We start from the raw sequence: 20,079 nt of genomic DNA on the forward strand, positions 1-20,079 counted from the left end.
AGCATGGCTATCACGATGCGCAAACTCGATTCGAGCGCCGAAGGTTTCAAGGCGGCGCTGCATGGCGTGCTCGCCTTCGAGGCGAGCGAAGACGAGGCCATCGAGCGCTCAGTCGCGCAAATTCTCGCCGATGTGAAGGCGCGCGGCGACGCCGCCGTGCTCGATTACACGAACCGCTTCGATCGCCTTAGCGCTGCCAGCGTCGATGCGCTGGAGTTGCCGATCAGCGAGCTCGAGGCGGCGCTGGAAAGTCTCGAGCCCAAGCAGCGTGCGGCGCTCGAGGCGGCGGCCGCGCGCGTGCGCGGCTACCACGAGAAGCAGCGCATCGAGTGCGGCTCGCATAGCTGGCAATACACCGAAGCCGACGGCACCGTGCTCGGCCAGAAGGTCACGCCGCTCGACCGCGTGGGTCTCTACGTGCCGGGCGGCAAGGCCGCGTATCCGTCTTCCGTGCTGATGAACGCGATTCCCGCGCGGGTCGCGGGCGTGCGCGAGATCATCATGGTCGTGCCCACGCCCGATGGCGTGAAGAATCCGCTCGTGCTGGCGGCGGCGCTGCTCGGCGGCGTCGACCGCGTGTTCACCATCGGCGGCGCGCAGGCTGTGGGCGCGCTCGCTTACGGCACCCGCACCATTCCGCCCGTCGACAAGATCTGCGGCCCGGGCAATGCCTATGTGGCCTCGGCCAAGCGCCGCGTGTTCGGCACGGTCGGCATCGACATGATCGCCGGGCCCTCCGAGATTCTCGTGCTGTGCGACGGCACCACCGATCCGCGCTGGGTCGCGATGGACCTGTTCTCGCAGGCCGAGCACGACGAACTCGCGCAATCCATCCTGCTGTGCCCGGACGAAGCGTTCATCAAGCGCGTGGAAGACGCCATCAACGAGCTTTTGCCTGCCATGCCGCGCGCCGAAGTCATCGCGACGTCTCTCACGAACCGCGGCGCGCTCGTGAAGGTGCGCGACATGGCCGAAGCCTGCGCAATCGCCAACGACATCGCGCCCGAGCACCTCGAAATCTCTGCGCTCGATGCGCAGAAGTGGGGCGCCGAAATCCGCCACGCGGGCGCGATCTTCCTCGGCCGCTACACGAGCGAAAGCCTCGGCGACTACTGCGCGGGGCCGAATCACGTGCTGCCTACGTCTCGTACCGCACGTTTCTCGTCGCCGCTCGGCGTCTATGATTTCATCAAGCGATCGAGCGTGATCGAGGTGAGCGCGGAGGGCGCGCAGACGCTCGGCGAGATCGCCGCGGAACTCGCCTACGGCGAAGGCCTCCAGGCCCACGCGCGCAGCGCCGAGTACCGCATGAAGCAGGTCTGAAGCGGTACCAGAATCAAAACAGCGCGGCATGCATGAGTTTCATGCGTGCCGCACCCCCGAGGAGACGTGCGCAAGCATCGGCTTGAAATACGCTCGCCTGAGCCCGATGTTTGGAACACCGAAGTAACCCGCGCGCGCCATAGCTGGCCGTTCGTGCCGGCTGCGCGCCTCGCGCGCGCCAATCGACAATGACAACACCACAAGACATCATCCGCTCCGACGTGCTCGCCATGACGAGCTACCCGGTTCCCGACGCCACCGGCTTCGTGAAGCTCGACGCCATGGAGAACCCGTACACGTTGCCGGTCGCTCTGGCGGCGCAACTGGGCGAGCATCTCGCGGGCATCGCGCTCAACCGCTATCCGGCTCCGCGCCCCGAGGCGCTCATGGCGAAGCTCAAGGCCGCGATGCATGTGCCGCCCGGCTGCGAGGTGCTGCTCGGCAACGGCTCGGACGAGATCATCAGCATGGTCACGGTGGCGTGCGCGAAGCCGGGCGCGAAGGTGCTCGCGCCGGTGCCGGGCTTCGTGATGTACGCGATGTCGGCGAAATTTGCGCAGGTGGATTTTGTCGGCGTGCCGCTCAAGGCCGACTTCACGCTCGATTGCGATGCCATGCTGGCCGCCATCGCCGAACACCAGCCGGCCATGATCTGGCTGGCGTACCCGAACAACCCGACCGGCACGCTGTTCGCGGACGCCGACATCGAGCGCATTATCGAGGCTGCCAATGCAGCGGGCGGGCTCGTCGTGATCGACGAGGCTTATCAGCCGTTCGCGCAGGCGAGCTGGATGCCGCGCGCGGGCGCGTTCGACAACGTGGTCGTGATGCGCACGATGTCCAAGCTCGGGCTGGCGGGCATCCGTCTGGGCTACCTCGCGGGCCGTACTGCATGGCTCAACGAATTCGACAAGGTGCGCCCGCCGTATAACGTAAATGTGCTCACCCAGGCCGCCGCCGATTTCCTGCTCGAACATCTCGACGTGCTCGACACGCAGGCGGCCCAGTTGCGCGCAGACCGGGCGCAATTGGCTGCCGACGTTGCAAGGTTGCCGGGCGCCGAAGTGTTCGAAAGCGCCGGCAATTTCCTGCTGGTGCGCGTGCCCGATGCCTCCGCCGTGTTCGATACCCTGCTGACGGCGCGGGTTTTGGTCAAAAACGTGAGTAAAATGCATCCATTGCTGGCGAATTGCGTACGCCTGACCGTCGGGACCCCCGACGAAAACGCGCGCTTGCTCGCCGCCCTTAAGCTCGTGCTCAAGTAATCCGATCTCACCGGCCTGAAGCGCACAGTGTCACGAGCGCTCCGGGCTTTCGTTCCATGAACCCTCCGTTACGGGCTGTTTGAAGGAAATTGCCATGCGCGTCGCGCAAGTCGTTCGCAACACCAGCGAAACGCAAATCAGCGTGAAACTCAATCTGGACGGCACCGGCGAGCAGAAGCTCGCGACCGGTGTGCCGTTTCTCGACCACATGCTCGACCAGATCGCGCGACACGGTCTGATCGATCTGGAAATCGAGGCGCATGGCGATACCCATATCGACGACCACCATACGGTGGAAGACGTCGGCATCACGCTCGGTCAGGCGGTCGCGCAGGCCATCGGCGACAAGAAGGGCATCCGCCGCTACGGCCACGCCTATGTGCCGCTCGACGAGGCGCTCTCGCGCGTGGTGATCGACTTTTCGGGCCGTCCGGGCCTCGAGTTCCACGTGCCGTTCACGCGCGCGCGCATCGGCACGTTCGACGTCGACCTGTCGATCGAATTCTTCCGCGGCTTCGTCAACCACGCGGGCGTGACGCTCCACATCGACAATCTGCGCGGCCTGAACGCGCATCACCAGATGGAAACCGTGTTCAAGGCCTTCGGCCGCGCGCTGCGCCAGGCATCCGAGCTCGATGAGCGCCAGGCGGGCAAGATTCCGTCTACCAAGGGCAGCTTGTAAGCGGTATCCGAGATGAAAACTTCAATTGCGATTGTGGATTATGGGATGGGCAACCTGCGTTCGGTGGCCCAGGCATTGAAACAGGCTGCGCCGGAAGCCGACGTGCAGATCGTCGAGCGCCCGGAGGCGATTCGCGCGGCTGACCGCGTCGTGCTGCCGGGCCAGGGCGCGATGCCTGACTGCATGCGCAGCCTCGCGGAATCGGGCTTGCAGGACGCCGTGCTCGAAGCTTCGCGCACCAAGCCGCTGATGGGCGTGTGCGTGGGCGAGCAGATGCTGTTCGACTGGAGCGCCGAAGGGGACACGAAGGGTCTCGGCCTGCTGCCGGGCAAGGTCGTGCGCTTCGAGCTCGAAGGGCGGCTCCAGGACGACGGCTCGCGCTTCAAGGTGCCGCAGATGGGCTGGAACCGCGTGCGCCAGTCGCGCGCTCACGCGCTGTGGGACGGCGTGCCCGACGAGAGCTTCTTTTATTTCGTGCACAGCTATTATGTGGTTCCGGCCGATCCGGCTCACACCGTAGGCGAAACGCCTTACGGCGCGGACTTTACCTCGGCGGTGGCGCGGGATAACATCTTCGCCACCCAATTCCACCCGGAAAAGAGCGCTGCGGCGGGCTTGCGCGTCTATCGCAACTTCGTTCACTGGAACCCCTGATTCACGGACGGCGCTGTTGGTTCGAAGCGCCCGGCCAGAGGGCCTGCGTGCAAGCATCGCCCAAAGCCGATTTGCATCAGCAAGGCTGCCGAAAGAGTTGTACTAAACTAGCGAAACGGCGTCGGATCGGGGTTCTTCCCGGCCGTTGCCGGCTGATTCCAACCACATTCCCAGATATCACCCGATTGCTATGCTGCTGATTCCGGCCATCGATCTCAAAGACGGTCACTGCGTTCGCCTTAAACAAGGCGATATGGACCAGGCGACGATTTTTTCCGAGGAACCGGCGGCCATGGCCCGACATTGGGTCGAGCGCGGCGCGCGGCGTTTGCACCTCGTCGACCTGAACGGCGCGTTCGCCGGCAAGCCGAAGAACGAGGACGCGATTCGCGAGATCATCCGCGAAGTCGGCGACGAGATCCCCGTGCAGCTTGGCGGCGGCATCCGCGACCTCGACACCATCGAGCGCTATCTCGACGACGGCCTCTCATACGTGATCATCGGCACGGCCGCGGTGAAGAACCCGGGCTTCCTGCAGGAAGCGTGCACGGCGTTCGGGGGTCATATCATCGTCGGGCTCGACGCGAGGGACGGCAAAGTTGCCACCGACGGCTGGAGCAAGCTCACGGGCCACGAAGTGGTCGATCTCGCGCGCAAGTTCGAAGACTACGGCGCCGAGTCGATCATCTACACCGACATCGGCCGCGACGGCATGCTCCAGGGCATCAACATCGAAGCGACGGTGCGGCTCGCGCGCGCGGTGAAGATTCCGGTGATCGCGAGCGGCGGCCTGTCGAATCTCGCCGACATCGACGCGCTGTGCGAAGTCGAGGACGAAGGCATCGAAGGCGTGATCTGCGGCCGCGCGATCTACTCGGGCGATCTCGATTTCGCCCAGGCGCAAACGCACGCAGACAGCCTGCGTGAGTCTGACGACGCTTAAGGACGACGCTTGATGCGTCGCGTGGGCGGCCTCCCGGGTGGAGGTCGGATCCACTTTGGGTTCTCGGTGCGACCGGCAAGGGGCGGCAAGTCCGTTCCCGAAGATACGGCCTCCGGCTAATTTCGCGATAACCGCTATCGCACGACTATAGGCGTAGCTGCTGCGGTTTCGGCGCGCCTGGCAACATCGGCAAGATCATGGCTCTACCCAAACGCATCATTCCCTGTCTCGACGTGACCGCCGGGCGGGTCGTCAAGGGCGTCAACTTCGTCGAGCTGCGCGACGCGGGCGACCCCGTCGAAATCGCGCGCCGCTACGACGACCAGGGTGCCGACGAACTCACTTTTCTCGACATCACGGCCACTTCGGACCAGCGCGACCTGATTCTGCCGATCATCGAAGCGGTGGCCTCGCAGGTCTTCATTCCGCTGACCGTGGGCGGCGGCGTGCGCGCCGTCACCGACGTGCGGCGGCTGCTTAACGCCGGCGCCGACAAGGTCAGCATGAACTCGTCGGCCGTCGCCAATCCGCAGCTCGTGCGCGATGCGGCCGACAAATACGGCTCGCAGTGCATCGTCGTCGCCATCGACGCGAAGCGTACTTCAGCGCCGGGCGAACCCGCGCGCTGGGAAGTGTTCACGCACGGCGGCCGCAAGGCCACGGGCATCGACGCCGTCGAATGGGCGCGCAAGATGGCTGAGCTGGGCGCGGGCGAAATCCTGCTCACGAGCATGGACCGCGACGGCACCAAGAGCGGCTTCGATCTCGCCCTCACGAGCGCGGTGTCCGACGCCGTGCCGATTCCCGTGATCGCCTCGGGCGGCGTGGGCGGCCTGCAGGATCTCGCGGACGGCATCGTCAAGGGCCATGCCGACGCCGTGCTGGCGGCGAGCATCTTCCACTATGGAGAGCACACCGTGGGCGAGGCCAAGCGCTTCATGGCCGAGCAGGGCATTTCGGTGAGGATGTGACGCCATGAGCAACGCTGAAACGAACGATTTTGCGAAGGCTGGCTGGCTCGACAAGGTTAATTGGGACGCCAACGGCCTCGTGCCCGTGATCGCCCAGGAGGCCGCGACGGGCGACGTGCTGATGTTCGCGTGGATGAACCGAGAAGCGCTCGCCAGGACGGTCGAACTGCGCCGCGCGGTGTATTTTTCGCGCTCGCGCCAGCGCCTGTGGTTCAAGGGCGAGGAGTCGGGCCACGTGCAGCACGTTCACGACATCCGCCTCGACTGCGACGAAGACGTCGTGCTGCTCAAGGTCGAGCAAGTGTCGGGCATCGCGTGCCACACCGGCCGTCACTCGTGCTTTTTCCAGCAATTCGAAGGCACCGCCGACGAAGGCCGCTGGGTCGCTGTCGATCCCGTGCTGAAAGACCCCGAACACATCTACAAATGACGCAATTGAACACCAACGACACCCTGCTGCGCCTTGCCGCGGTGATCGACAGCCGCAAGGGCGGCGACCCCGACGCTTCCTACGTCGCGCGCCTGTTCCACAAGGGCGATGACGCCGTGCTCAAGAAGGTCGGCGAAGAGGCTACCGAAGTCGTGCTGGCCGCCAAGGACGTGCGCCAGGGCGGCGCGCCGAAGGCGCTGGTCGGGGAAATGGCTGATCTGTGGTTCCATTGCCTCGTCGCGCTTTCGCATTTCGAGCTGAGCCCCGCCGACGTGCTGGCGGAACTGGAGCGCCGCGAAGGGCTTTCGGGTCTCGAAGAAAAGGCCCTGCGCAAGAGCCGCGAGCGCGAAGAAAACGGCGACTGATGCTGCGAGATTGAATTCAGGCCCCGGATTCGAGTCGAATTTTTGGGCCGGGCCATCAGTGGCCCTCGCCCATGAGATGCACGCGAGTCGCGCTCGACAGGGAGATGCCACATATGTCCACCCCCGGCGGCTATCCGCCTCCTGCTTACCGAACCCCGGAGCGCGATCCGCTCGACGCGGATCGTCTGCGCAGCCTGCGCACGCTCACGCACGTCCTCTACGGGCTTTATGCGTTCTACTGGCTCACCGGCGGCGTCACCGTGCTGGTGGCGATCATCATCAATTACATCAAGCGCGACGAAGCGGCGGGCACACCCTACGAGCAGCACTTCACGTGGCAGATCCGCACGTTCTGGCTCGGGCTTGCAGGACATCTGATCGGTATTGCGCTCTTTTTCGTGTTGATCGGCATTCCAATTTTGTGGGCTGTCGCGATCTGGACGTTGTACCGTATCATCAAAGGCTGGCTGTATCTGCACGACAACAAGCCGTTGTCCGATCCGCGCGCGTGGTTTTGACGCGGTAGCGCCGGGTCTCAGAGCGAAACCCGGCACGCTTTCTCTCCGTACGGCTGCCCAGGAACACTATGAGTCACGACCGCAGCACCTGTCTCTTTTGCAAGATCGCCGACGGCCTGATCCCGAGCACGCGCGTCTATGAAGACGATGAGTTCGTCGCGTTCCGTGACATCCGGCCGGCGGCACAAACTCACGTGCTGGTCATCCCGCGAAAACATATACCCACCCTTGCTGACTGCGGTGAAAACGACGCTGCGCTGCTTGGTAGAATGTTTATGCTGGTGGCACAACTGGCGAGAGAGCTGGGCGTGTCCTATACAGGGGGCGAGACGGGCTATCGCACCGTGGTCAACACGGGGCCCGGAGGCGGGCAGGAAGTCTATCACCTGCATGCGCATCTGCTGGCCGGACCGCGTCCGTGGCAGCGCATGGGATAGCGCGCCTGCGTGCCGGTACTGCAGAATCCCCAGGAGTGGTTGAAAAAGGGACGCATTGCCACGCAGCCGAAATAGCTTACAGGTAGCATACCGGGCGGCATTGCCGGACAACCCGCCTGAGACCGGAATCCACGGCGCTGCGCCGGACCGGTCGATAGTCGCGGGTGTCATGAAGCGCGTTCACGCGCCAATGTTTATTCGCTGCGCATGAGGCGCGGCAACGGGGTTAAGGAGAGTTTTGATCATGGGTTCGTTGAGTATCTGGCATTGGCTGATCGTGTTGTTGATCGTGGCGCTCGTCTTCGGCACGAAGAAGCTGCGCAATATCGGTAGCGATCTGGGCGGTGCGGTGAAGGGTTTCAAGGAAGGCATGCGCGAGGGCGAAGAGTCCGGCGCTGATGCGCAAAAGCGCGAACTGCCAAAGAGCGGCGGCACGGTCGATGTCGACGTCAAGGACAAGACCCCGCGTTCGAACGACTTCCGCTAAGCGCGGCAGCCGTTATTTCCCGCCCCAAGGCTGACGGAAAGCTTCATTCATGCTCGATCTGGGTCTAACCAAGATGGCGCTGATCGGCGTCGTCGCGCTGGTCGTTCTCGGGCCGGAGCGTCTGCCGCGCGTTGCGCGCACGGCAGGCGCGCTGTTCGGGCGCGCGCAGCGCTATGTCAACGACGTCAAGGCGGAAGTCACGCGCGAGATCGAACTGGACGAGTTGCGCCGCATGAAGGGCGAGTTCGAGCAGGCTGCGCAAAACGTCGAGAACACCGTTCACGAGAACCTGCGCAAGCACGAAACCGAGCTGAACGACGCCTGGAACGCGGGCACGGGTGGCGCCTCCAGCACAGCGGGCAGCGCCGGTCCGGTTGGGGCCGGCGTGACCGGCGGTACGGGGGCTTCGGGCGGCACCTCGTGGCGCTTGGGCGGCGCGAATGCGGCAGGCGTCAAACGCAAGAACTGGCGCGTGAAACAAACGGCTACGCCGGTCTGGTACAAGCGCGCGACGCTGCGGCGCACGCGCGTGCAATCGGGCGCGGCGCGCGTCGCGCAGCACACACCGGCCAGCTTGCGCCGGCCCACGCGTTTTCTCTGATGCCCCGCTACCGTAGTCGAGTTTGAATTTGTCTATCTCCAACCCCCGAGGGCCGGCGTGAGCGACCCCCAACAAACACAAGACGAGGGCACTGAAGAGACCTTCATCTCGCACCTCGTCGAACTGCGCGACCGCATCATTCGCGCGGGCATTTCCGTGATCGTCGTGTTCGTCGGGCTCGTGTACTGGGCGCCGGACATCTTCAGGCTGCTCGCCCGCCCGCTGATGCAGAACTTGCCGCGTGACGGCAAGATGATCGTCACCGACGTGACCGGCTCGTTCTTCGTGCCGATGAAGGTGACGATGCTGGTCGCCTTCGTGATCGCGCTGCCGTTCGTGCTTTACCAGATCTGGGCGTTCGTCGCGCCAGGCCTCTACCAGCACGAAAAGAAGCTGGTCGCGCCACTGGTCGGGAGCAGCTACACGCTGTTCCTGTGCGGCATGGCATTCGCGTATTTTGTCGTGTTTCCCACCATCTTCCGGGTGATGGCGCATTACAACGCGCCGCTCGGCGCGGAGATGACGACGGATATCGACAATTACCTGAGCTTCGTACTCACGATGTTCATCGCTTTTGGCGTGACCTTCGAGGTGCCGATCATCGTCGTGCTGCTCGTGCGCATGGGCGTGCTGACGGTGAAGAAGCTCAAGGAGATTCGTCCTTACGTGATCGTTGGGGCGTTCATCGTTGCCGCGGTCGTTACGCCGCCGGACGTGTTTTCGCAGCTCATTCTCGCAGTGCCGCTGATCGTGCTATATGAAGCGGGGATTATTGCGGCGCGGCTGTTCGTCGGGACGGGCGAGAAGAGCGCCACCGACGAGAGCGAGGCGGCGAGCGAGTCCTGAGCCAGTCATGGAGCAAGAAAGAAAGGCCGCGAACGGTACCGTTCGCGGCCTTTCTTTCTTGCGTTTGCCGGCTGCGTGCGAGCCGTCAACCGCCGTCGTCGCCTTCGTCGTCCTGATTCTGCTGCTTGGGCGGCGGCGGGCGCTTGCCGATCGTCACGTTCAGGTCCATGTCCTTGTTCTTGCGCACGAGGTGAACCTTGGCGGCGGTGCCCGGCTTGATCTGAGCGATGACGTTCAACAGGCGCGTGGTGTCGGTGATGTCCTCGCCGTTCACCGCAGTCAGGACATCGCCGGGCTTGATGCCGGCCCTGTCGGCGGGGCCGCCCTGGAGCACGCCCGCGACGATCGCGCCTTGCTTCTGGTTCAGCCCGAACGACTCGGCGATCTCGGGCGTCACGTCCTGCGGCTCCACGCCGATCCAGCCGCGTGTGACCGTGCCCGTCGTGATGATGCTCTCCAGCACGCTGCGCGCGGTGGAGACGGGAATGGCGAAGCCGATGCCGAGCGAGCCGCCCGAGCGCGAATAAATGGCCGTGTTGATGCCGAGCAGGTTGCCGTTCACGTCGACGAGCGCGCCGCCCGAGTTGCCCGGGTTGATGGGTGCGTCGGTCTGGATGAAGTTCTCGAACGTGTTGATGCCGAGATGGTTGCGCCCGAGCGCGCTGATGATGCCCATCGTGACCGTCTGACCCACGCCGAACGGGTTGCCGATGGCGAGCACGACGTCGCCCACGCGCGCCCGTTCCATGCGCCCGAGCGTGATGGTGGGCAGATTCGGCAGATTGATCTTGAGCACGGCAATATCGGTTTCCGGATCGATGCCGATCACCTTCGCATTGGTGGTGCGGCCATCGGAAAGCGCGATTTCGATCTGATCCGCGCCGTCGATCACGTGCTGGTTCGTTAGAATGTAACCGTCCGGACTGACAATCACACCCGAGCCGAGGTTCGCGGCGGGCTGTTCCTGCTGTTTTCGGTTGGTATTGGGTTTGCCGAAGAAGTAGCGAAATAGTGGGTCGTTCTGGCGCGGATCGGGGGGCAGCGACCCGTCCTTGCTCGAGAACACGTTGACGACCGCAGGCATCGCCTTCTGGGCCGCATCGGCATAGGAATTCTGCGCAGCGCTGCCGCTGATGCCCGGCGCCACTTCCCGCAATGCGACGATCGGCTCCGCGAGCTGCTTGCCGAGTTGCCCCTGATGCTCGAGCCATTGCGGCTTGAGCGTCGCGATGATGAACATCAACGCCAGCAGGACCGTCACCGCTTGGGCGAAGAACAGCCAAAAGCGTCTAAGCATCTGAAGATTAGAGGATTATATGGATCGGATCGAACTGGAATTGTATCTGAACAATCTTCTGGAATCCGCGCGGTTCAAGGACTACTGCCCGAACGGCCTGCAGGTGGAGGGGCGGCGTCGCGTGGAGAAGATCGCGACCGGCGTGACCGCCTCGCTCGCCTTCCTCGAAGCCGCGCTGGAGTGGGGCGCCGACGCCGTGCTGGTCCACCATGGCTACTTCTGGCGCAACGAGCCGCCGCAGATCACGGGACGCAAGCACCGCCGCCTCAAGGCGCTACTGGCGAACGACCTCAATCTCTTCGCCTATCATCTGCCACTCGACAGCCACCCTGAACTGGGCAATAACGCACAGTTGGGCGCCAAACTCGGCTGGATCGGCGAAAAACGCTTCGGTGACCAGGATCTCGGGTGGATGACCACGCTGCCCATGCCCATCACACTCGCGCATTTCTCGGCGCAAGTCGAGCAGACGCTCGGCCGCGCACCGCTCGTGCTCGGCGACCCCGACTGGGAACTGCGCCACGTGGCCTGGTGCACCGGGGCGGCGCAAGGCCTCTTCGACGCTGCGATCGACGCGGGCGCCGACGTCTTCCTGACCGGCGAGATCTCGGAGCCCACGACTCACACCTCGGCCGAAAGCGGTGTGGCGTTCCTCGCCGCGGGCCACCATGCCACTGAGCGCTTTGGCGTGCAGGCGGTCGGCGCGCATCTCGCCGAGGCATTCGACATCGAACATCTCTTCATCGATATCCACAATCCTGCCTAGCCAGAAAATGGCCCTATTTTCTGGGGGAAAACCCCGAGTTATCAAGGACTTCGCCCGGTTTTTGGCGCACGCCCCTTGTAAATGCCAACTCCATTCGAGCAAACTAGCGTTCGGCAGCACCGCGGGTTTGCTGGCGTGACGGATAAATCCAACTCAGAAGTGGGGCGATGTGATGCGAGACAATGAGAACGACCGCGTCGACGGCAGCCGCCGTACCTGGCTGATTGCGACGTCCGTAGCAAGTGGCATTGGAGGCGTAGCCACTGTCGTACCTTTCGTAGCTTCGTTTGCACCATCCGAAAAGGCCCGCGCGGCCGGCGCGCCGGTTGAAGTCGACATCAGCGGACTTGAAGCCGGCACGATGATGACCGTGGCGTGGCGCGGCAAGCCCGTGTGGATCCTCAAGCGCACCGAGCGCATGATGGCCGACTGCAAGAAGGCCGATCCCGAACTGGCGGACCCGCACTCCGAGCATCCGTTCTCCATGCCGATGCCGGATTACTGCAAGAACGAATACCGCTCGCGCGCGGAGCATCAGAACATTCTCGTGGCCGTTGCCGTGTGCACTCATCTGGGCTGCACGCCCACGCCACGCTTCCAGGAAGGCCCGCAGGCCAACCTGCCAGACGACTGGCCCGGCGGCTTCCTGTGCCCGTGCCACGGCTCCACCTACGATCTCGCCGGCCGCGTGTTCAAAAACAAGCCCGCGCCGCAAAACCTCGATATCCCCCGGTACATGTTCACGTCTCCGACGCAGATCGTGATCGGCAAGGACGAGAAAGGAGAAGCGTGATGGCGACGGGACACGAAAAAGAGATTACGGCAACGGACGCTTCTTCGGGACTCGTCGGCTGGATCGACAAGCGCTTTCCAATGACGTCGACCTGGAAAGCGCATCTCTCCGAGTACTACGCGCCAAAAAACTTCAACTTCTGGTACTTCTTCGGCTCGCTCGCGCTGCTGGTGCTGGTGAACCAGATCGTCACCGGCATTTTCCTCACCATGAACTACAAGCCCGATTCGACGCTCGCGTTCGCGTCGGTCGAGTACGTCATGCGCGAGGTGCCGTGGGGCTGGCTGATCCGCTACATGCACTCCACGGGCGCATCGATGTTCTTCGTGGTCGTGTATCTGCACATGTTCCGCGGGCTTCTGTACGGTTCTTACCGCAAGCCGCGCGAACTCGTCTGGATCTTCGGCTGCGCGATCTTCCTGTGCCTGATGGCCGAAGCGTTCTTCGGCTATCTGCTGCCATGGGGCCAGATGTCGTTCTGGGGCGCACAGGTGATCGTGAACCTGTTCTCGGCGATTCCGTTCATCGGCCCGGACCTGTCGCTCTGGATTCGCGGCGACTACGTGGTCTCCGACGTCACGCTCAACCGCTTCTTCGCGTTCCACGTGATCGCGATTCCGCTCGTGCTGATCGGACTCGTGGTCGCGCACATCGTGGCGCTGCATGAAGTGGGCTCGAACAACCCCGATGGCGTCGAGATCAAGGAGAAAAAGGACGCGAACGGCATTCCGCTGGACGGTATCCCGTTCCATCCGTACTACTCCGTGCACGACTTCATGGGCGTGTGCATCTTCCTGATGATCTTCGCGGCCATCGTGTTCTTCGCGCCGGAGATGGGCGGATACTTCCTCGAAGCCAACAACTTCGTGCCCGCCAACGCACTGCAGACGCCGCCCGAGATCGCGCCGGTCTGGTACTTCACTGCGTTCTACGCGATGCTGCGCGCCACGACCGACCCGTTCAAGATCGTTCTGATGATCGTGATTGCGCTGCTAGGCCTGCTCGCGCTAGTGCGTGCGCGCGGCAGGTGGAAGGGCGGGCTGCCGGTGCTGGCGATTCTCGTGATCCTCGCGATGTACTTCACCGAGTCGAAGTTCTGGGGCGTCGTGGTGATGGGCACGGCGGTCGTCTCGCTCTTCTTCCTGCCGTGGCTCGACCGCGCGCCGGTGAAGTCGATCCGCTACCGGCCGCTGTTCCACAAAGTCTTTCTTGCGATCTTCGTGCTCGCGTTCCTGACGCTCGGGTTTCTCGGAACCCGACCGCCCTCGCCGGCGGCGACGCTGATCGCCCAGATCTGCGCGCTCGTCTATTTCGCGTTTTTCCTCGGCATGCCGTTCTGGACGACGCTTGGCACCTTCAAGCAGCCGCCCGAGCGCGTGCGGTTCAAGCCCCATTAATCAGCGAGCGAGGAAGACACGATGATGAAATCTCTCTTTTCGACGCTCGCAAGGGCGACGGGCGCGGGCATTGCCGGCGTTGCGCTGGCATGCGCGCTGGGATTCGGGGCGGGATCGGTGGCGGCGCAGGAAAACATTCCGCTCGACCACGCACCCGATAACGGGGAAAATCTTGCTTCGCTGCAACATGGCGCGCAATTGTTTGTAAACTATTGCCTGAATTGCCATAGTGCGAACTTGATGCGCTACAGCCGGCTGGAAGCGATCGGCATCCCGCAGAAGCAAATCGAAGATAATCTCCTTTTCACGACGGATAAAGTCGGCAACACGATGTCCATCGCGTTGCGTCCGGACGACGCCAAGGCATGGTTCGGCGTGGCGCCGCCGGACCTCTCCGTGGAGGCGCGCGCGAAGGGACGCGACTGGCTGTACACGTATCTGCGCAGCTTCTACCGCGACGATACGCGGCCGACCGGCTGGAACAATCTGGCGTTCGAAAACGTGAGCATGCCCAACGTGCTCTGGCAATTGCAGGGCGTTCGCAGGGCGAAGTTCGAAGACATTGTGGAAGAGGAAACGGGGGAGAAGGTCCACCGTTTTGTGGGGTACCAACAGATCACGCCCGGGAAGCTTTCGCCGGTAGATTATGATTCTGCCGTGGCCGATCTTGTTGCATACCTTGGCTGGATGGCCGAGCCAGAGCAGAAAACCCGCAAGCAGCTCGGGGTCTGGGTGCTCCTGTTCCTCGGCGTTCTGAGCTTTTTCGCGTGGCGACTGAACGCTGCGTACTGGAAAGATATCAAATAATCACGTCCTGACCGACGTGGGGCCGGTGCGACGAGACACCGCCTGATGGTTCAGCGACCGTCAGACGGTGTTTTTGCCTGCCGGCCTTTTGGGTTTATTGAGGAAATGTAAATCATGATGGTTCTGTACTCCGGCACTACCTGCCCGTTCTCCCAGCGCTGCCGGCTGGTGTTGTTCGAAAAGGGCATGGACTTCGAAATCCGCGACGTCGACCTGTTCAACAAACCGGAAGACATCGCCGTGATGAATCCGTACGGTCAGGTGCCGATTCTGGTCGAACGCGACCTTATTCTGTACGAATCGAACATCATCAACGAGTACATTGACGAGCGCTTCCCGCATCCGCAGCTGATGCCTGCCGATCCGGTTCAGCGTGCACGCGCGCGCCTGTTCCTGCTCAACTTCGAGAAGGAACTGTTCGTGCACGTGAGCACGCTCGAAAACGAGAAGGGCAAGGCCGCCGAGAAGAACCACGAGAAGGCGCGCCTCGCGATCCGCGACCGCCTCACGCAGCTCGCGCCGATCTTCCTGAAGAACAAGTACATGCTGGGCGAAGAGTTCTCGATGCTCGACGTCGCGATCGCGCCGCTGCTGTGGCGTCTGGATCACTATGGCATCGAACTGTCGAAGAACGCCGCGCCGCTCATGAAGTACGCCGAGCGTATTTTCAGCCGTCCGGCCTATATCGAAGCGCTGACGCCTTCGGAAAAGGTGATGCGTCGCTAAGCCGGTGTTGTAACTGGAGGCGGTGGGCGCCGGGTGATTGTTTGGCTGCCGGGTGCGCCGCCTCGTCAGAGGATTGTTGATGCAAGAGATTTCCACCAAGCCGTATCTGCTGCGCGCGCTGTACGAGTGGTGCACCGACAACGGCTTCACGCCGCACATTGCGGTGCGGGTCGACAACCGCACGCGCGTGCCGCGCCAGTTCGTGCGCGACGGCGAGATCGTGCTGAACATCAGCTTCGAGGCCACGAGCCAGTTGCAGATGGGCAACGAGATGGTCGAGTTCCACGCCCGTTTTTCCGGCAAGTCGCACAAGATCGAGGTGCCCGTGTCGAACGTGCTCGCGATCTACGCGCGCGAGAACGGCCAGGGCATGGCGTTTCCGGTCGACGCGCCGCCGGGCGATGCCGACGACGTGCTGCCGTCCGCACAGGAAGGGCATGACGAGGAGGCGGCGCCGGTTGCTGCCGATGCGGCGCGTGAAGCCGAGGCGCCAGAGCCGGCTGTGTCTGCCGCCGAGAAGGACAAAGGCGACGACGGCGCCGCGAAGGGCGGAAAGGGCCACCTCAAGATCGTGAAATGAGGTAGAATCGCGGGCTACGCCGGCTTAGCTCATCTGGTAGAGCAGTTGATTTGTAATCATCAGGTGGCGGGTTCGAGTCCTGCAGCCGGCACCATATGCATCGAAAAGGGTTATCGCGTCATGAGCGGTAACCCTTTTTGTTTTGCGCTTAGATCGAGCCGCTATCGCTTCCGACCGCGGCATTCCACCCGCCCGATCTCTTCCCTCCCCAACCCATACGCCGCATAAAGCGCCAAATCGATCTCGCGCTCGAGCACTTCGCATTGCGCCTCCTCACCCGATTGTTTTAACCGTAGCAACGCATCTACCAAGCGCACGATTCTCGCGCGCACGGCCTCATCGGCAGGCACCGGCAAAGCGTCGATCATCGCCCTGGTGAACGCCACGCCGCCGTTATAGCTCGACGCCCCATAGCGTGCGCGCGTGACAAATCCCGCGAGCGGGCAGTTGAGCACCGCAGCCGCGAATTTCAGCAGGTTCTCGTCGTTGGAGCACAGGATCAGAGTCGTCTTGCCCGGGATCGTGTCGCCAGCGAGATCGAGCGTTGCGTGCAGATGCGTGAGGCCTTTCACGATCACCTTTTTCGCGTTCGCCTTCGCGCCGTAGCTGTTCGCGAATGTCGCTGCGAAACGCGGACGCTCGACCACGGGCTGCGCGAAGCGGCGTCCGAGATAGGTCATCGGCTTGCTGTCCCAGCGCGAGGCGTAGCGGCCCAGCGTGCCGGTGTTGACCACGCGGTAGTGACGGCGCGCATCGAAGCCGTCTTGCGCTTCGTCGATCAATGGCGCGAGCCGGTAAGCGTCCGCCGTTGCGCAGGCGTTCTCGCAGCGCAGCAGCGAGCCCAGTGTCGGATGCGCGCGGATGAGCCGCCGTACGAACGCATAGTGCGGCGAAAGCAGCGCATCGAGCGCCCATGGCGCTTCGAGCTCGCGTTTGCGCACGCGCGCGAGCAGCGTGAGCGTCGTACCTTCGAGGCGCGCCGTCTCGACGTGGTCCGTGCCGGATTTGCGATACACCGTCACGATCGAATCGATCTGCGCGCGCTCGAATACTTCGCGCCCCAGCGCGACGATGCGCGCGATCTTGTCGAGGTGGTGCGAACGGAACGCAGAGCCGAACGGCTTCGCGAGCCATTTGTCGGGTGTGAGAAAGGCCATGGTGCCGTGCTGGGCGGTCAGCAAGAGCCCCAGTTCCATGAAGACGATGTAGAGGTCCCAGTTGCCGCGTGCGCTCGGCCAGCGCTGTGCGAGCGCTTCGCGCAGGGGCTTCTGGCCTTCGTTGATCATGCGTTCGGAGTCGATGTACGGCGGGTTGGCAATGACGGCGTCGAAGCCAGCGACGGTGTCGTGCGGCGAGTCGAGCGCGATGGGGCTCAGCACGGCATTGCCTTGTTTCAGATGGGCCCTGAGATCCGGCAGCGTGGCGAAAACGCCTTCGTCGTCGTACCCGGCGTGCGCCAGTAGTTCAAACGCGAGGCGAAGGCGCGCGAGACCGAGCGCCTGGTCGTCGATATCCACGCCGAAGAGATTGTGTTCGACGATCGCGCGCTTCTCGCGATAAAGCGCAGCGTCGATGCGTTGCCGCTGCGCAGGCGTTTCGTCGTGAGCGCGTGCGATGACGAGTCGGTCCGCCACTGCCTCGATGAGCAGGCCGGCGAGCGCAGGATCATCCTGATCGTCGAACAAGCCGAGGCGCAACTTTACCGCGAGCAATTCGTCGAGCGCGGAGACAAGCAGATGTCCGGTTCCAACGGCCGGATCACACACGCGCAGCGCAGCGAGGATCGTGCGTGCCTCTTCGTGATCGGTAATTGATTTGGATACCTGATCGATAGTCGTGCAACGCCAGCCTTTGACGCGGTTGAAACGCCCTGGCACCGCACCTGTAATGGCCTCGCGCGCGAGAAACGTGGCGACGCTCTCCGGCGTGTACCACGCGCCATCGCGATAGCCATTGAGTCTTTCGAAGACGAGCCCGAGCGTTGCGGCGTCGATGCTTTTTGCGTTCGAGCGCGCGTCAAACCCAAACTCGAACCCATCGAGGAAGTCGAGCAGATCAGCGACCGTATTGTGCGCATGTGGGGGCAGCGCGGAATCGAGCGAGCCGAGCGTGACCGCATGCTTCGCGAGATCGGCGGGCTCGAACGTGGAGCCGTCGAAGCATGGCAGATGCGGATAGCGGCGCGGCGACCCGGCTTCAGCCGAGCCGCCGCCAAGCACTTCGCGGCAGAGCGCATCGAGCTCGGCGTACGTGGCGATGCGTTCGCTGCGCAGGAAGGCGTAATCGGGATCGCGTTCGTGCAGCATCAGCAGCCGCGCCTCCAGCAGCTTGAGGAACATGACGCGGCCGATCCAGGCGATGCAAAGCCGCAGCGCCGTGCGAAAGACGAGGGCTTCTCGATCCGGCGAGCAAGCAGGGGCGTGCGAGTTCGTCATGTTCGGCGCCGGCGCTTCGCGTGCCGCCATGCCGGCGATCGCCAGCTCGACAAGCGCGCCGGGCCTGCGTTCATCCGGCGCGCAGCGCGCAACGACGGCCGTGCCGCTCGCCACGGTTTCCTGCAAGCCGGCGATCCGCAGCAGCCCCGCGTAAAAATCCGCGTCGAGTCCGGCGCGTTCGGTGCGCCTTGCGCGCGCGCTTCGCTGATCGGCGCTGTCTGCGCGTTTTGCACGACTCGGTTGATTCGTCTCTGGCATGTTCTGGTTGTGTGCCCCTGCGCGGATCGCCCTCATTTTACTGGCCGCGCTCGGCTGTTCGTTTGCGTCGATCATTCCTGCCGTTCGTCCTGGCTCGTCCGGTCAGGTCGACGCCAGCGCGGCGCTGCGCGATGATGCCGTCATGCCGGGGACGATGGGCGTCCCGGCGCTGCGCATGGCTGTGCTCTGCTATATGATGGCGCCGCATATCGAGGCGCGCCGTCACGGCGGGCCGTCAAGCATTCGAATCCTATGACCGACTTTCCCACCTTGAGCTGGCCCGACACCGACGGCCCGCGCACCGTCCGCTGGCGTTCGGAGGCTGGTGTGCCGGCGCCGAAGCGCGTTGTGGTTGCCGACGACAGCACCACGGCCGACGCAGCCTATCGTCTTGCCTGCGAAGGCACCGCGCTGCTATGGCGCGGCGACTACCAGAATGCGCGGCAGCTCCTGCAGGCCATGGCGCGCCGCGCCGAACGTACCGCGGGCAAGCCGCGCAAGGGCTCCGCTGCGCCGAAGCCGGCGGCCACGCCGCTCGAGGCGTTTCATTTGCACCGTCAGGCGCAGGCGCAGCGCGCACGCACGCTTGGCATGATGCTGCTTCCGCTCGAAGGCGACTATTCGATTCCGCTGCGCCGCGCGCCCGACGTCAGGCTCGCGTGCGAGCAGGCATGGGGTGCGCCTGACGGCGAGCCGTCGGTGGTGTCGCTGCGCGAGGTGCTCGGCTTGATCGGCGCATACGAGTGGCGCAAGAAGGGCGTGGAGATTCCCGCGCTGGGGGGCGCGCGCATTCACCCGTACTACGGCGTTTTTTCGCCGGTGCGCGGCGAGTATCTCGATCTGGTCGCGCGAGTGCCGTTGCCGTCGCTTGAGCGGGCATTCGACATCGGCACGGGTACGGGCGTGATTGCCGCCGTGCTGGCTGCGCGCGGCGTGACGCAGGTGATCGCCACCGATCAGGACGCCCGGGCGCTCGCTTGCGCGCGAGAGAATCTTGCCCAGCTTGGCTACGGCGATCGTGTGGAAGTCGTCGAGGCCGACCTGTTCCCGCCGGGTCGCGCGCCGCTCGTGGTCTGCAATCCGCCCTGGGTGCCGGCGCGGCCGGCGTCGCCGATCGAATACGCGGTGTTCGATCCGGACAGCCGCATGCTGCGCGGCTTTCTCGCAGGTTTGAAGGATCATCTGGAGCCGGGCGGCGAGGGCTGGCTGATCCTCTCCGATTTTGCCGAGCATCTTGGCTTGCGCACACGCGAGGCGTTGATGGAGATGATCGCGCAGGCCGGTCTCGAGGTGGCCGGGCGCGAAGACATCCGGCCGCGCCATCCCAAGGCGAGCGATCCCGCCGATCCGCTACATCGGGCGCGCGCGGCGGAAATTACATCGCTGTGGCGACTGAAGGTGAGTGCGGGGTCGTAAAGGTCGGCGCGGGCAAACCGGGCAAGCCCGCCGCGTGCCGATTCGGACATCAAAAGAAAGGTGGCCCGGCGTGGTGCCGGGC

23 protein-coding genes and 1 tRNA gene are annotated in these 20,079 nt (G+C 63.8%); 22 read left to right on the forward strand and 2 right to left on the reverse strand.

The window, feature by feature from the left end; translation table 11 throughout:
• Positions 1–3: 3 nt before the first annotated feature.
• The 13 genes from hisD (at position 4) to tatC (ending at position 9,522) form a co-directional block, all read left to right on the forward strand.
• Entirely contained in the window at positions 4–1,323 is a 1,320-nt protein-coding gene (hisD, locus tag PWP93_RS14475; protein ID WP_421024883.1) for a histidinol dehydrogenase, read from the forward strand.
• Positions 1,324–1,511: 188 nt separating this feature from the next.
• Positions 1,512–2,588: a histidinol-phosphate transaminase gene (gene hisC, locus PWP93_RS14480; protein WP_421044921.1), complete on the forward strand. Its 1,077-nt coding sequence runs from the start codon at positions 1,512–1,514 to the stop codon at positions 2,586–2,588.
• 94 nt (positions 2,589–2,682) lie between these two features.
• Positions 2,683–3,270 (forward strand): imidazoleglycerol-phosphate dehydratase HisB, encoded by a 588-nt coding sequence (hisB, locus tag PWP93_RS14485; RefSeq protein ID WP_421024881.1) that lies wholly within the window; start codon positions 2,683–2,685, stop codon positions 3,268–3,270.
• A 12-nt stretch (positions 3,271–3,282) separates the two neighbouring features.
• Positions 3,283–3,924, forward strand: coding sequence for an imidazole glycerol phosphate synthase subunit HisH (gene hisH / locus PWP93_RS14490; RefSeq protein ID WP_421024880.1), 642 nt, complete (start codon positions 3,283–3,285; stop codon positions 3,922–3,924).
• 190 nt (positions 3,925–4,114) lie between these two features.
• Positions 4,115–4,867, forward strand: a complete 753-nt coding sequence (gene hisA / locus PWP93_RS14495; RefSeq protein WP_421044922.1) for a 1-(5-phosphoribosyl)-5-[(5-phosphoribosylamino)methylideneamino]imidazole-4-carboxamide isomerase — start codon at positions 4,115–4,117, stop codon at positions 4,865–4,867.
• Between the two features lie 197 nt (positions 4,868–5,064).
• Positions 5,065–5,838, forward strand: a complete 774-nt coding sequence (gene hisF, locus PWP93_RS14500) for an imidazole glycerol phosphate synthase subunit HisF (protein WP_421024879.1) — start codon at positions 5,065–5,067, stop codon at positions 5,836–5,838.
• A gap of 4 nt (positions 5,839–5,842) precedes the next feature.
• On the forward strand, positions 5,843–6,268 hold the full coding sequence (hisI, locus tag PWP93_RS14505; protein WP_421044923.1) for a phosphoribosyl-AMP cyclohydrolase: 426 nt from the start codon (positions 5,843–5,845) through the stop codon (positions 6,266–6,268).
• Positions 6,265–6,633 carry a phosphoribosyl-ATP diphosphatase gene (locus tag PWP93_RS14510; protein ID WP_129562950.1) on the forward strand — a complete coding sequence of 123 codons (369 nt, stop codon included), beginning with the start codon at positions 6,265–6,267 and terminating at the stop codon, positions 6,631–6,633. Before hisI ends, PWP93_RS14510 begins: the two co-directional genes overlap by 4 nt.
• A gap of 113 nt (positions 6,634–6,746) precedes the next feature.
• Complete coding sequence (locus PWP93_RS14515; protein WP_421024877.1) at positions 6,747–7,151, forward strand: DUF4870 family protein; 405 nt, start codon at positions 6,747–6,749, stop codon at positions 7,149–7,151.
• Positions 7,152–7,219: 68 nt separating this feature from the next.
• Positions 7,220–7,588 (forward strand): histidine triad nucleotide-binding protein, encoded by a 369-nt coding sequence (locus PWP93_RS14520; RefSeq protein ID WP_421044924.1) that lies wholly within the window; start codon positions 7,220–7,222, stop codon positions 7,586–7,588.
• Between the two features lie 244 nt (positions 7,589–7,832).
• Positions 7,833–8,075, forward strand: coding sequence for a Sec-independent protein translocase subunit TatA (gene tatA, locus PWP93_RS14525; protein ID WP_421044925.1), 243 nt, complete (start codon positions 7,833–7,835; stop codon positions 8,073–8,075).
• Positions 8,076–8,124: 49 nt separating this feature from the next.
• Positions 8,125–8,676 carry a Sec-independent protein translocase protein TatB gene (gene tatB / locus PWP93_RS14530; protein ID WP_421044926.1) on the forward strand — a complete coding sequence of 184 codons (552 nt, stop codon included), beginning with the start codon at positions 8,125–8,127 and terminating at the stop codon, positions 8,674–8,676.
• Positions 8,677–8,733: 57 nt separating this feature from the next.
• Positions 8,734–9,522: a twin-arginine translocase subunit TatC gene (gene tatC / locus PWP93_RS14535; RefSeq protein ID WP_421044927.1), complete on the forward strand. Its 789-nt coding sequence runs from the start codon at positions 8,734–8,736 to the stop codon at positions 9,520–9,522.
• Positions 9,523–9,607: 85 nt separating this feature from the next.
• On the opposite strand, the gene PWP93_RS14540 is transcribed toward tatC, so the two are convergent.
• Complete coding sequence (locus PWP93_RS14540; RefSeq protein ID WP_421044928.1) at positions 9,608–10,819, reverse strand: Do family serine endopeptidase; 1,212 nt, start codon at positions 10,817–10,819, stop codon at positions 9,608–9,610.
• 19 nt (positions 10,820–10,838) lie between these two features.
• Between PWP93_RS14540 and PWP93_RS14545 the strand changes: the two genes are divergently transcribed.
• The 7 genes from PWP93_RS14545 to PWP93_RS14575 all read left to right on the forward strand — a co-directional run bounded on the left by PWP93_RS14545 (position 10,839) and on the right by PWP93_RS14575 (position 15,982).
• Positions 10,839–11,585: a Nif3-like dinuclear metal center hexameric protein gene (locus tag PWP93_RS14545; protein ID WP_421044929.1), complete on the forward strand. Its 747-nt coding sequence runs from the start codon at positions 10,839–10,841 to the stop codon at positions 11,583–11,585.
• Between the two features lie 172 nt (positions 11,586–11,757).
• Positions 11,758–12,378, forward strand: coding sequence for a ubiquinol-cytochrome c reductase iron-sulfur subunit (gene petA, locus PWP93_RS14550; protein ID WP_421025278.1), 621 nt, complete (start codon positions 11,758–11,760; stop codon positions 12,376–12,378).
• A complete protein-coding gene (locus PWP93_RS14555; protein WP_421044930.1) occupies positions 12,378–13,775 on the forward strand; it encodes a cytochrome b in 1,398 nt (465 codons plus the stop codon). Before petA ends, PWP93_RS14555 begins: the two co-directional genes overlap by 1 nt.
• Before the next feature lie 24 nt (positions 13,776–13,799).
• A complete protein-coding gene (locus PWP93_RS14560; protein ID WP_421025277.1) occupies positions 13,800–14,582 on the forward strand; it encodes a cytochrome c1 in 783 nt (260 codons plus the stop codon).
• A gap of 114 nt (positions 14,583–14,696) precedes the next feature.
• Positions 14,697–15,308 carry a glutathione S-transferase N-terminal domain-containing protein gene (locus tag PWP93_RS14565; RefSeq protein WP_027797364.1) on the forward strand — a complete coding sequence of 204 codons (612 nt, stop codon included), beginning with the start codon at positions 14,697–14,699 and terminating at the stop codon, positions 15,306–15,308.
• A gap of 79 nt (positions 15,309–15,387) precedes the next feature.
• Complete coding sequence (locus PWP93_RS14570) at positions 15,388–15,888, forward strand: ClpXP protease specificity-enhancing factor (RefSeq protein ID WP_421024869.1); 501 nt, start codon at positions 15,388–15,390, stop codon at positions 15,886–15,888.
• An 18-nt stretch (positions 15,889–15,906) separates the two neighbouring features.
• Positions 15,907–15,982 (forward strand) — tRNA-Thr (locus PWP93_RS14575).
• Between the two features lie 67 nt (positions 15,983–16,049).
• On the opposite strand, the gene PWP93_RS14580 is transcribed toward PWP93_RS14575, so the two are convergent.
• Complete coding sequence (locus tag PWP93_RS14580) at positions 16,050–18,581, reverse strand: Eco57I restriction-modification methylase domain-containing protein (RefSeq protein WP_421044931.1); 2,532 nt, start codon at positions 18,579–18,581, stop codon at positions 16,050–16,052.
• Between PWP93_RS14580 and PWP93_RS14585 the strand changes: the two genes are divergently transcribed.
• Together PWP93_RS14585 and PWP93_RS14590 are read left to right on the forward strand one after the other, a co-directional pair.
• Positions 18,580–18,837 (forward strand): hypothetical protein, encoded by a 258-nt coding sequence (locus PWP93_RS14585; protein WP_421044932.1) that lies wholly within the window; start codon positions 18,580–18,582, stop codon positions 18,835–18,837. The genes PWP93_RS14580 and PWP93_RS14585 overlap by 2 nt on opposite strands.
• Positions 18,834–19,997, forward strand: coding sequence for a methyltransferase (locus PWP93_RS14590; protein WP_421044933.1), 1,164 nt, complete (start codon positions 18,834–18,836; stop codon positions 19,995–19,997). The genes PWP93_RS14585 and PWP93_RS14590 overlap by 4 nt, the downstream gene beginning before the upstream one ends.
• Positions 19,998–20,079 lie beyond the last annotated feature (82 nt).

Source organism: Paraburkholderia sp. A1RI-2L, assembly GCF_048957375.1.
GTDB lineage: Bacteria > Pseudomonadota > Gammaproteobacteria > Burkholderiales > Burkholderiaceae > Paraburkholderia.

Coding starts and splice junctions, on each gene's coding strand:
- PWP93_RS14585 (WP_421044932.1), top strand. CDS start 18,580: ATGTTCTGGTTGTGTGCCCCTGCGCGGATCGCCCTCATTTTACTGGCC.
- hisD (WP_421024883.1), top strand. CDS start 4: ATGGCTATCACGATGCGCAAACTCGATTCGAGCGCCGAAGGTTTCAAG.
- hisF (WP_421024879.1), top strand. CDS start 5,065: ATGGCTCTACCCAAACGCATCATTCCCTGTCTCGACGTGACCGCCGGG.
- petA (WP_421025278.1), top strand. CDS start 11,758: ATGCGAGACAATGAGAACGACCGCGTCGACGGCAGCCGCCGTACCTGG.
- tatA (WP_421044925.1), top strand. CDS start 7,833: ATGGGTTCGTTGAGTATCTGGCATTGGCTGATCGTGTTGTTGATCGTG.
- hisA (WP_421044922.1), top strand. CDS start 4,115: ATGCTGCTGATTCCGGCCATCGATCTCAAAGACGGTCACTGCGTTCGC.
- PWP93_RS14590 (WP_421044933.1), top strand. CDS start 18,834: ATGACCGACTTTCCCACCTTGAGCTGGCCCGACACCGACGGCCCGCGC.
- PWP93_RS14510 (WP_129562950.1), top strand. CDS start 6,265: ATGACGCAATTGAACACCAACGACACCCTGCTGCGCCTTGCCGCGGTG.
- PWP93_RS14555 (WP_421044930.1), top strand. CDS start 12,378: ATGGCGACGGGACACGAAAAAGAGATTACGGCAACGGACGCTTCTTCG.
- hisI (WP_421044923.1), top strand. CDS start 5,843: ATGAGCAACGCTGAAACGAACGATTTTGCGAAGGCTGGCTGGCTCGAC.
- PWP93_RS14520 (WP_421044924.1), top strand. CDS start 7,220: ATGAGTCACGACCGCAGCACCTGTCTCTTTTGCAAGATCGCCGACGGC.
- hisC (WP_421044921.1), top strand. CDS start 1,512: ATGACAACACCACAAGACATCATCCGCTCCGACGTGCTCGCCATGACG.
- PWP93_RS14580 (WP_421044931.1), bottom strand. CDS start 18,581: ATGCCAGAGACGAATCAACCGAGTCGTGCAAAACGCGCAGACAGCGCC.
- PWP93_RS14515 (WP_421024877.1), top strand. CDS start 6,747: ATGTCCACCCCCGGCGGCTATCCGCCTCCTGCTTACCGAACCCCGGAG.
- PWP93_RS14565 (WP_027797364.1), top strand. CDS start 14,697: ATGATGGTTCTGTACTCCGGCACTACCTGCCCGTTCTCCCAGCGCTGC.
- PWP93_RS14540 (WP_421044928.1), bottom strand. CDS start 10,819: ATGCTTAGACGCTTTTGGCTGTTCTTCGCCCAAGCGGTGACGGTCCTG.
- PWP93_RS14570 (WP_421024869.1), top strand. CDS start 15,388: ATGCAAGAGATTTCCACCAAGCCGTATCTGCTGCGCGCGCTGTACGAG.
- PWP93_RS14545 (WP_421044929.1), top strand. CDS start 10,839: ATGGATCGGATCGAACTGGAATTGTATCTGAACAATCTTCTGGAATCC.
- PWP93_RS14560 (WP_421025277.1), top strand. CDS start 13,800: ATGAAATCTCTCTTTTCGACGCTCGCAAGGGCGACGGGCGCGGGCATT.
- hisH (WP_421024880.1), top strand. CDS start 3,283: ATGAAAACTTCAATTGCGATTGTGGATTATGGGATGGGCAACCTGCGT.
- hisB (WP_421024881.1), top strand. CDS start 2,683: ATGCGCGTCGCGCAAGTCGTTCGCAACACCAGCGAAACGCAAATCAGC.
- tatB (WP_421044926.1), top strand. CDS start 8,125: ATGCTCGATCTGGGTCTAACCAAGATGGCGCTGATCGGCGTCGTCGCG.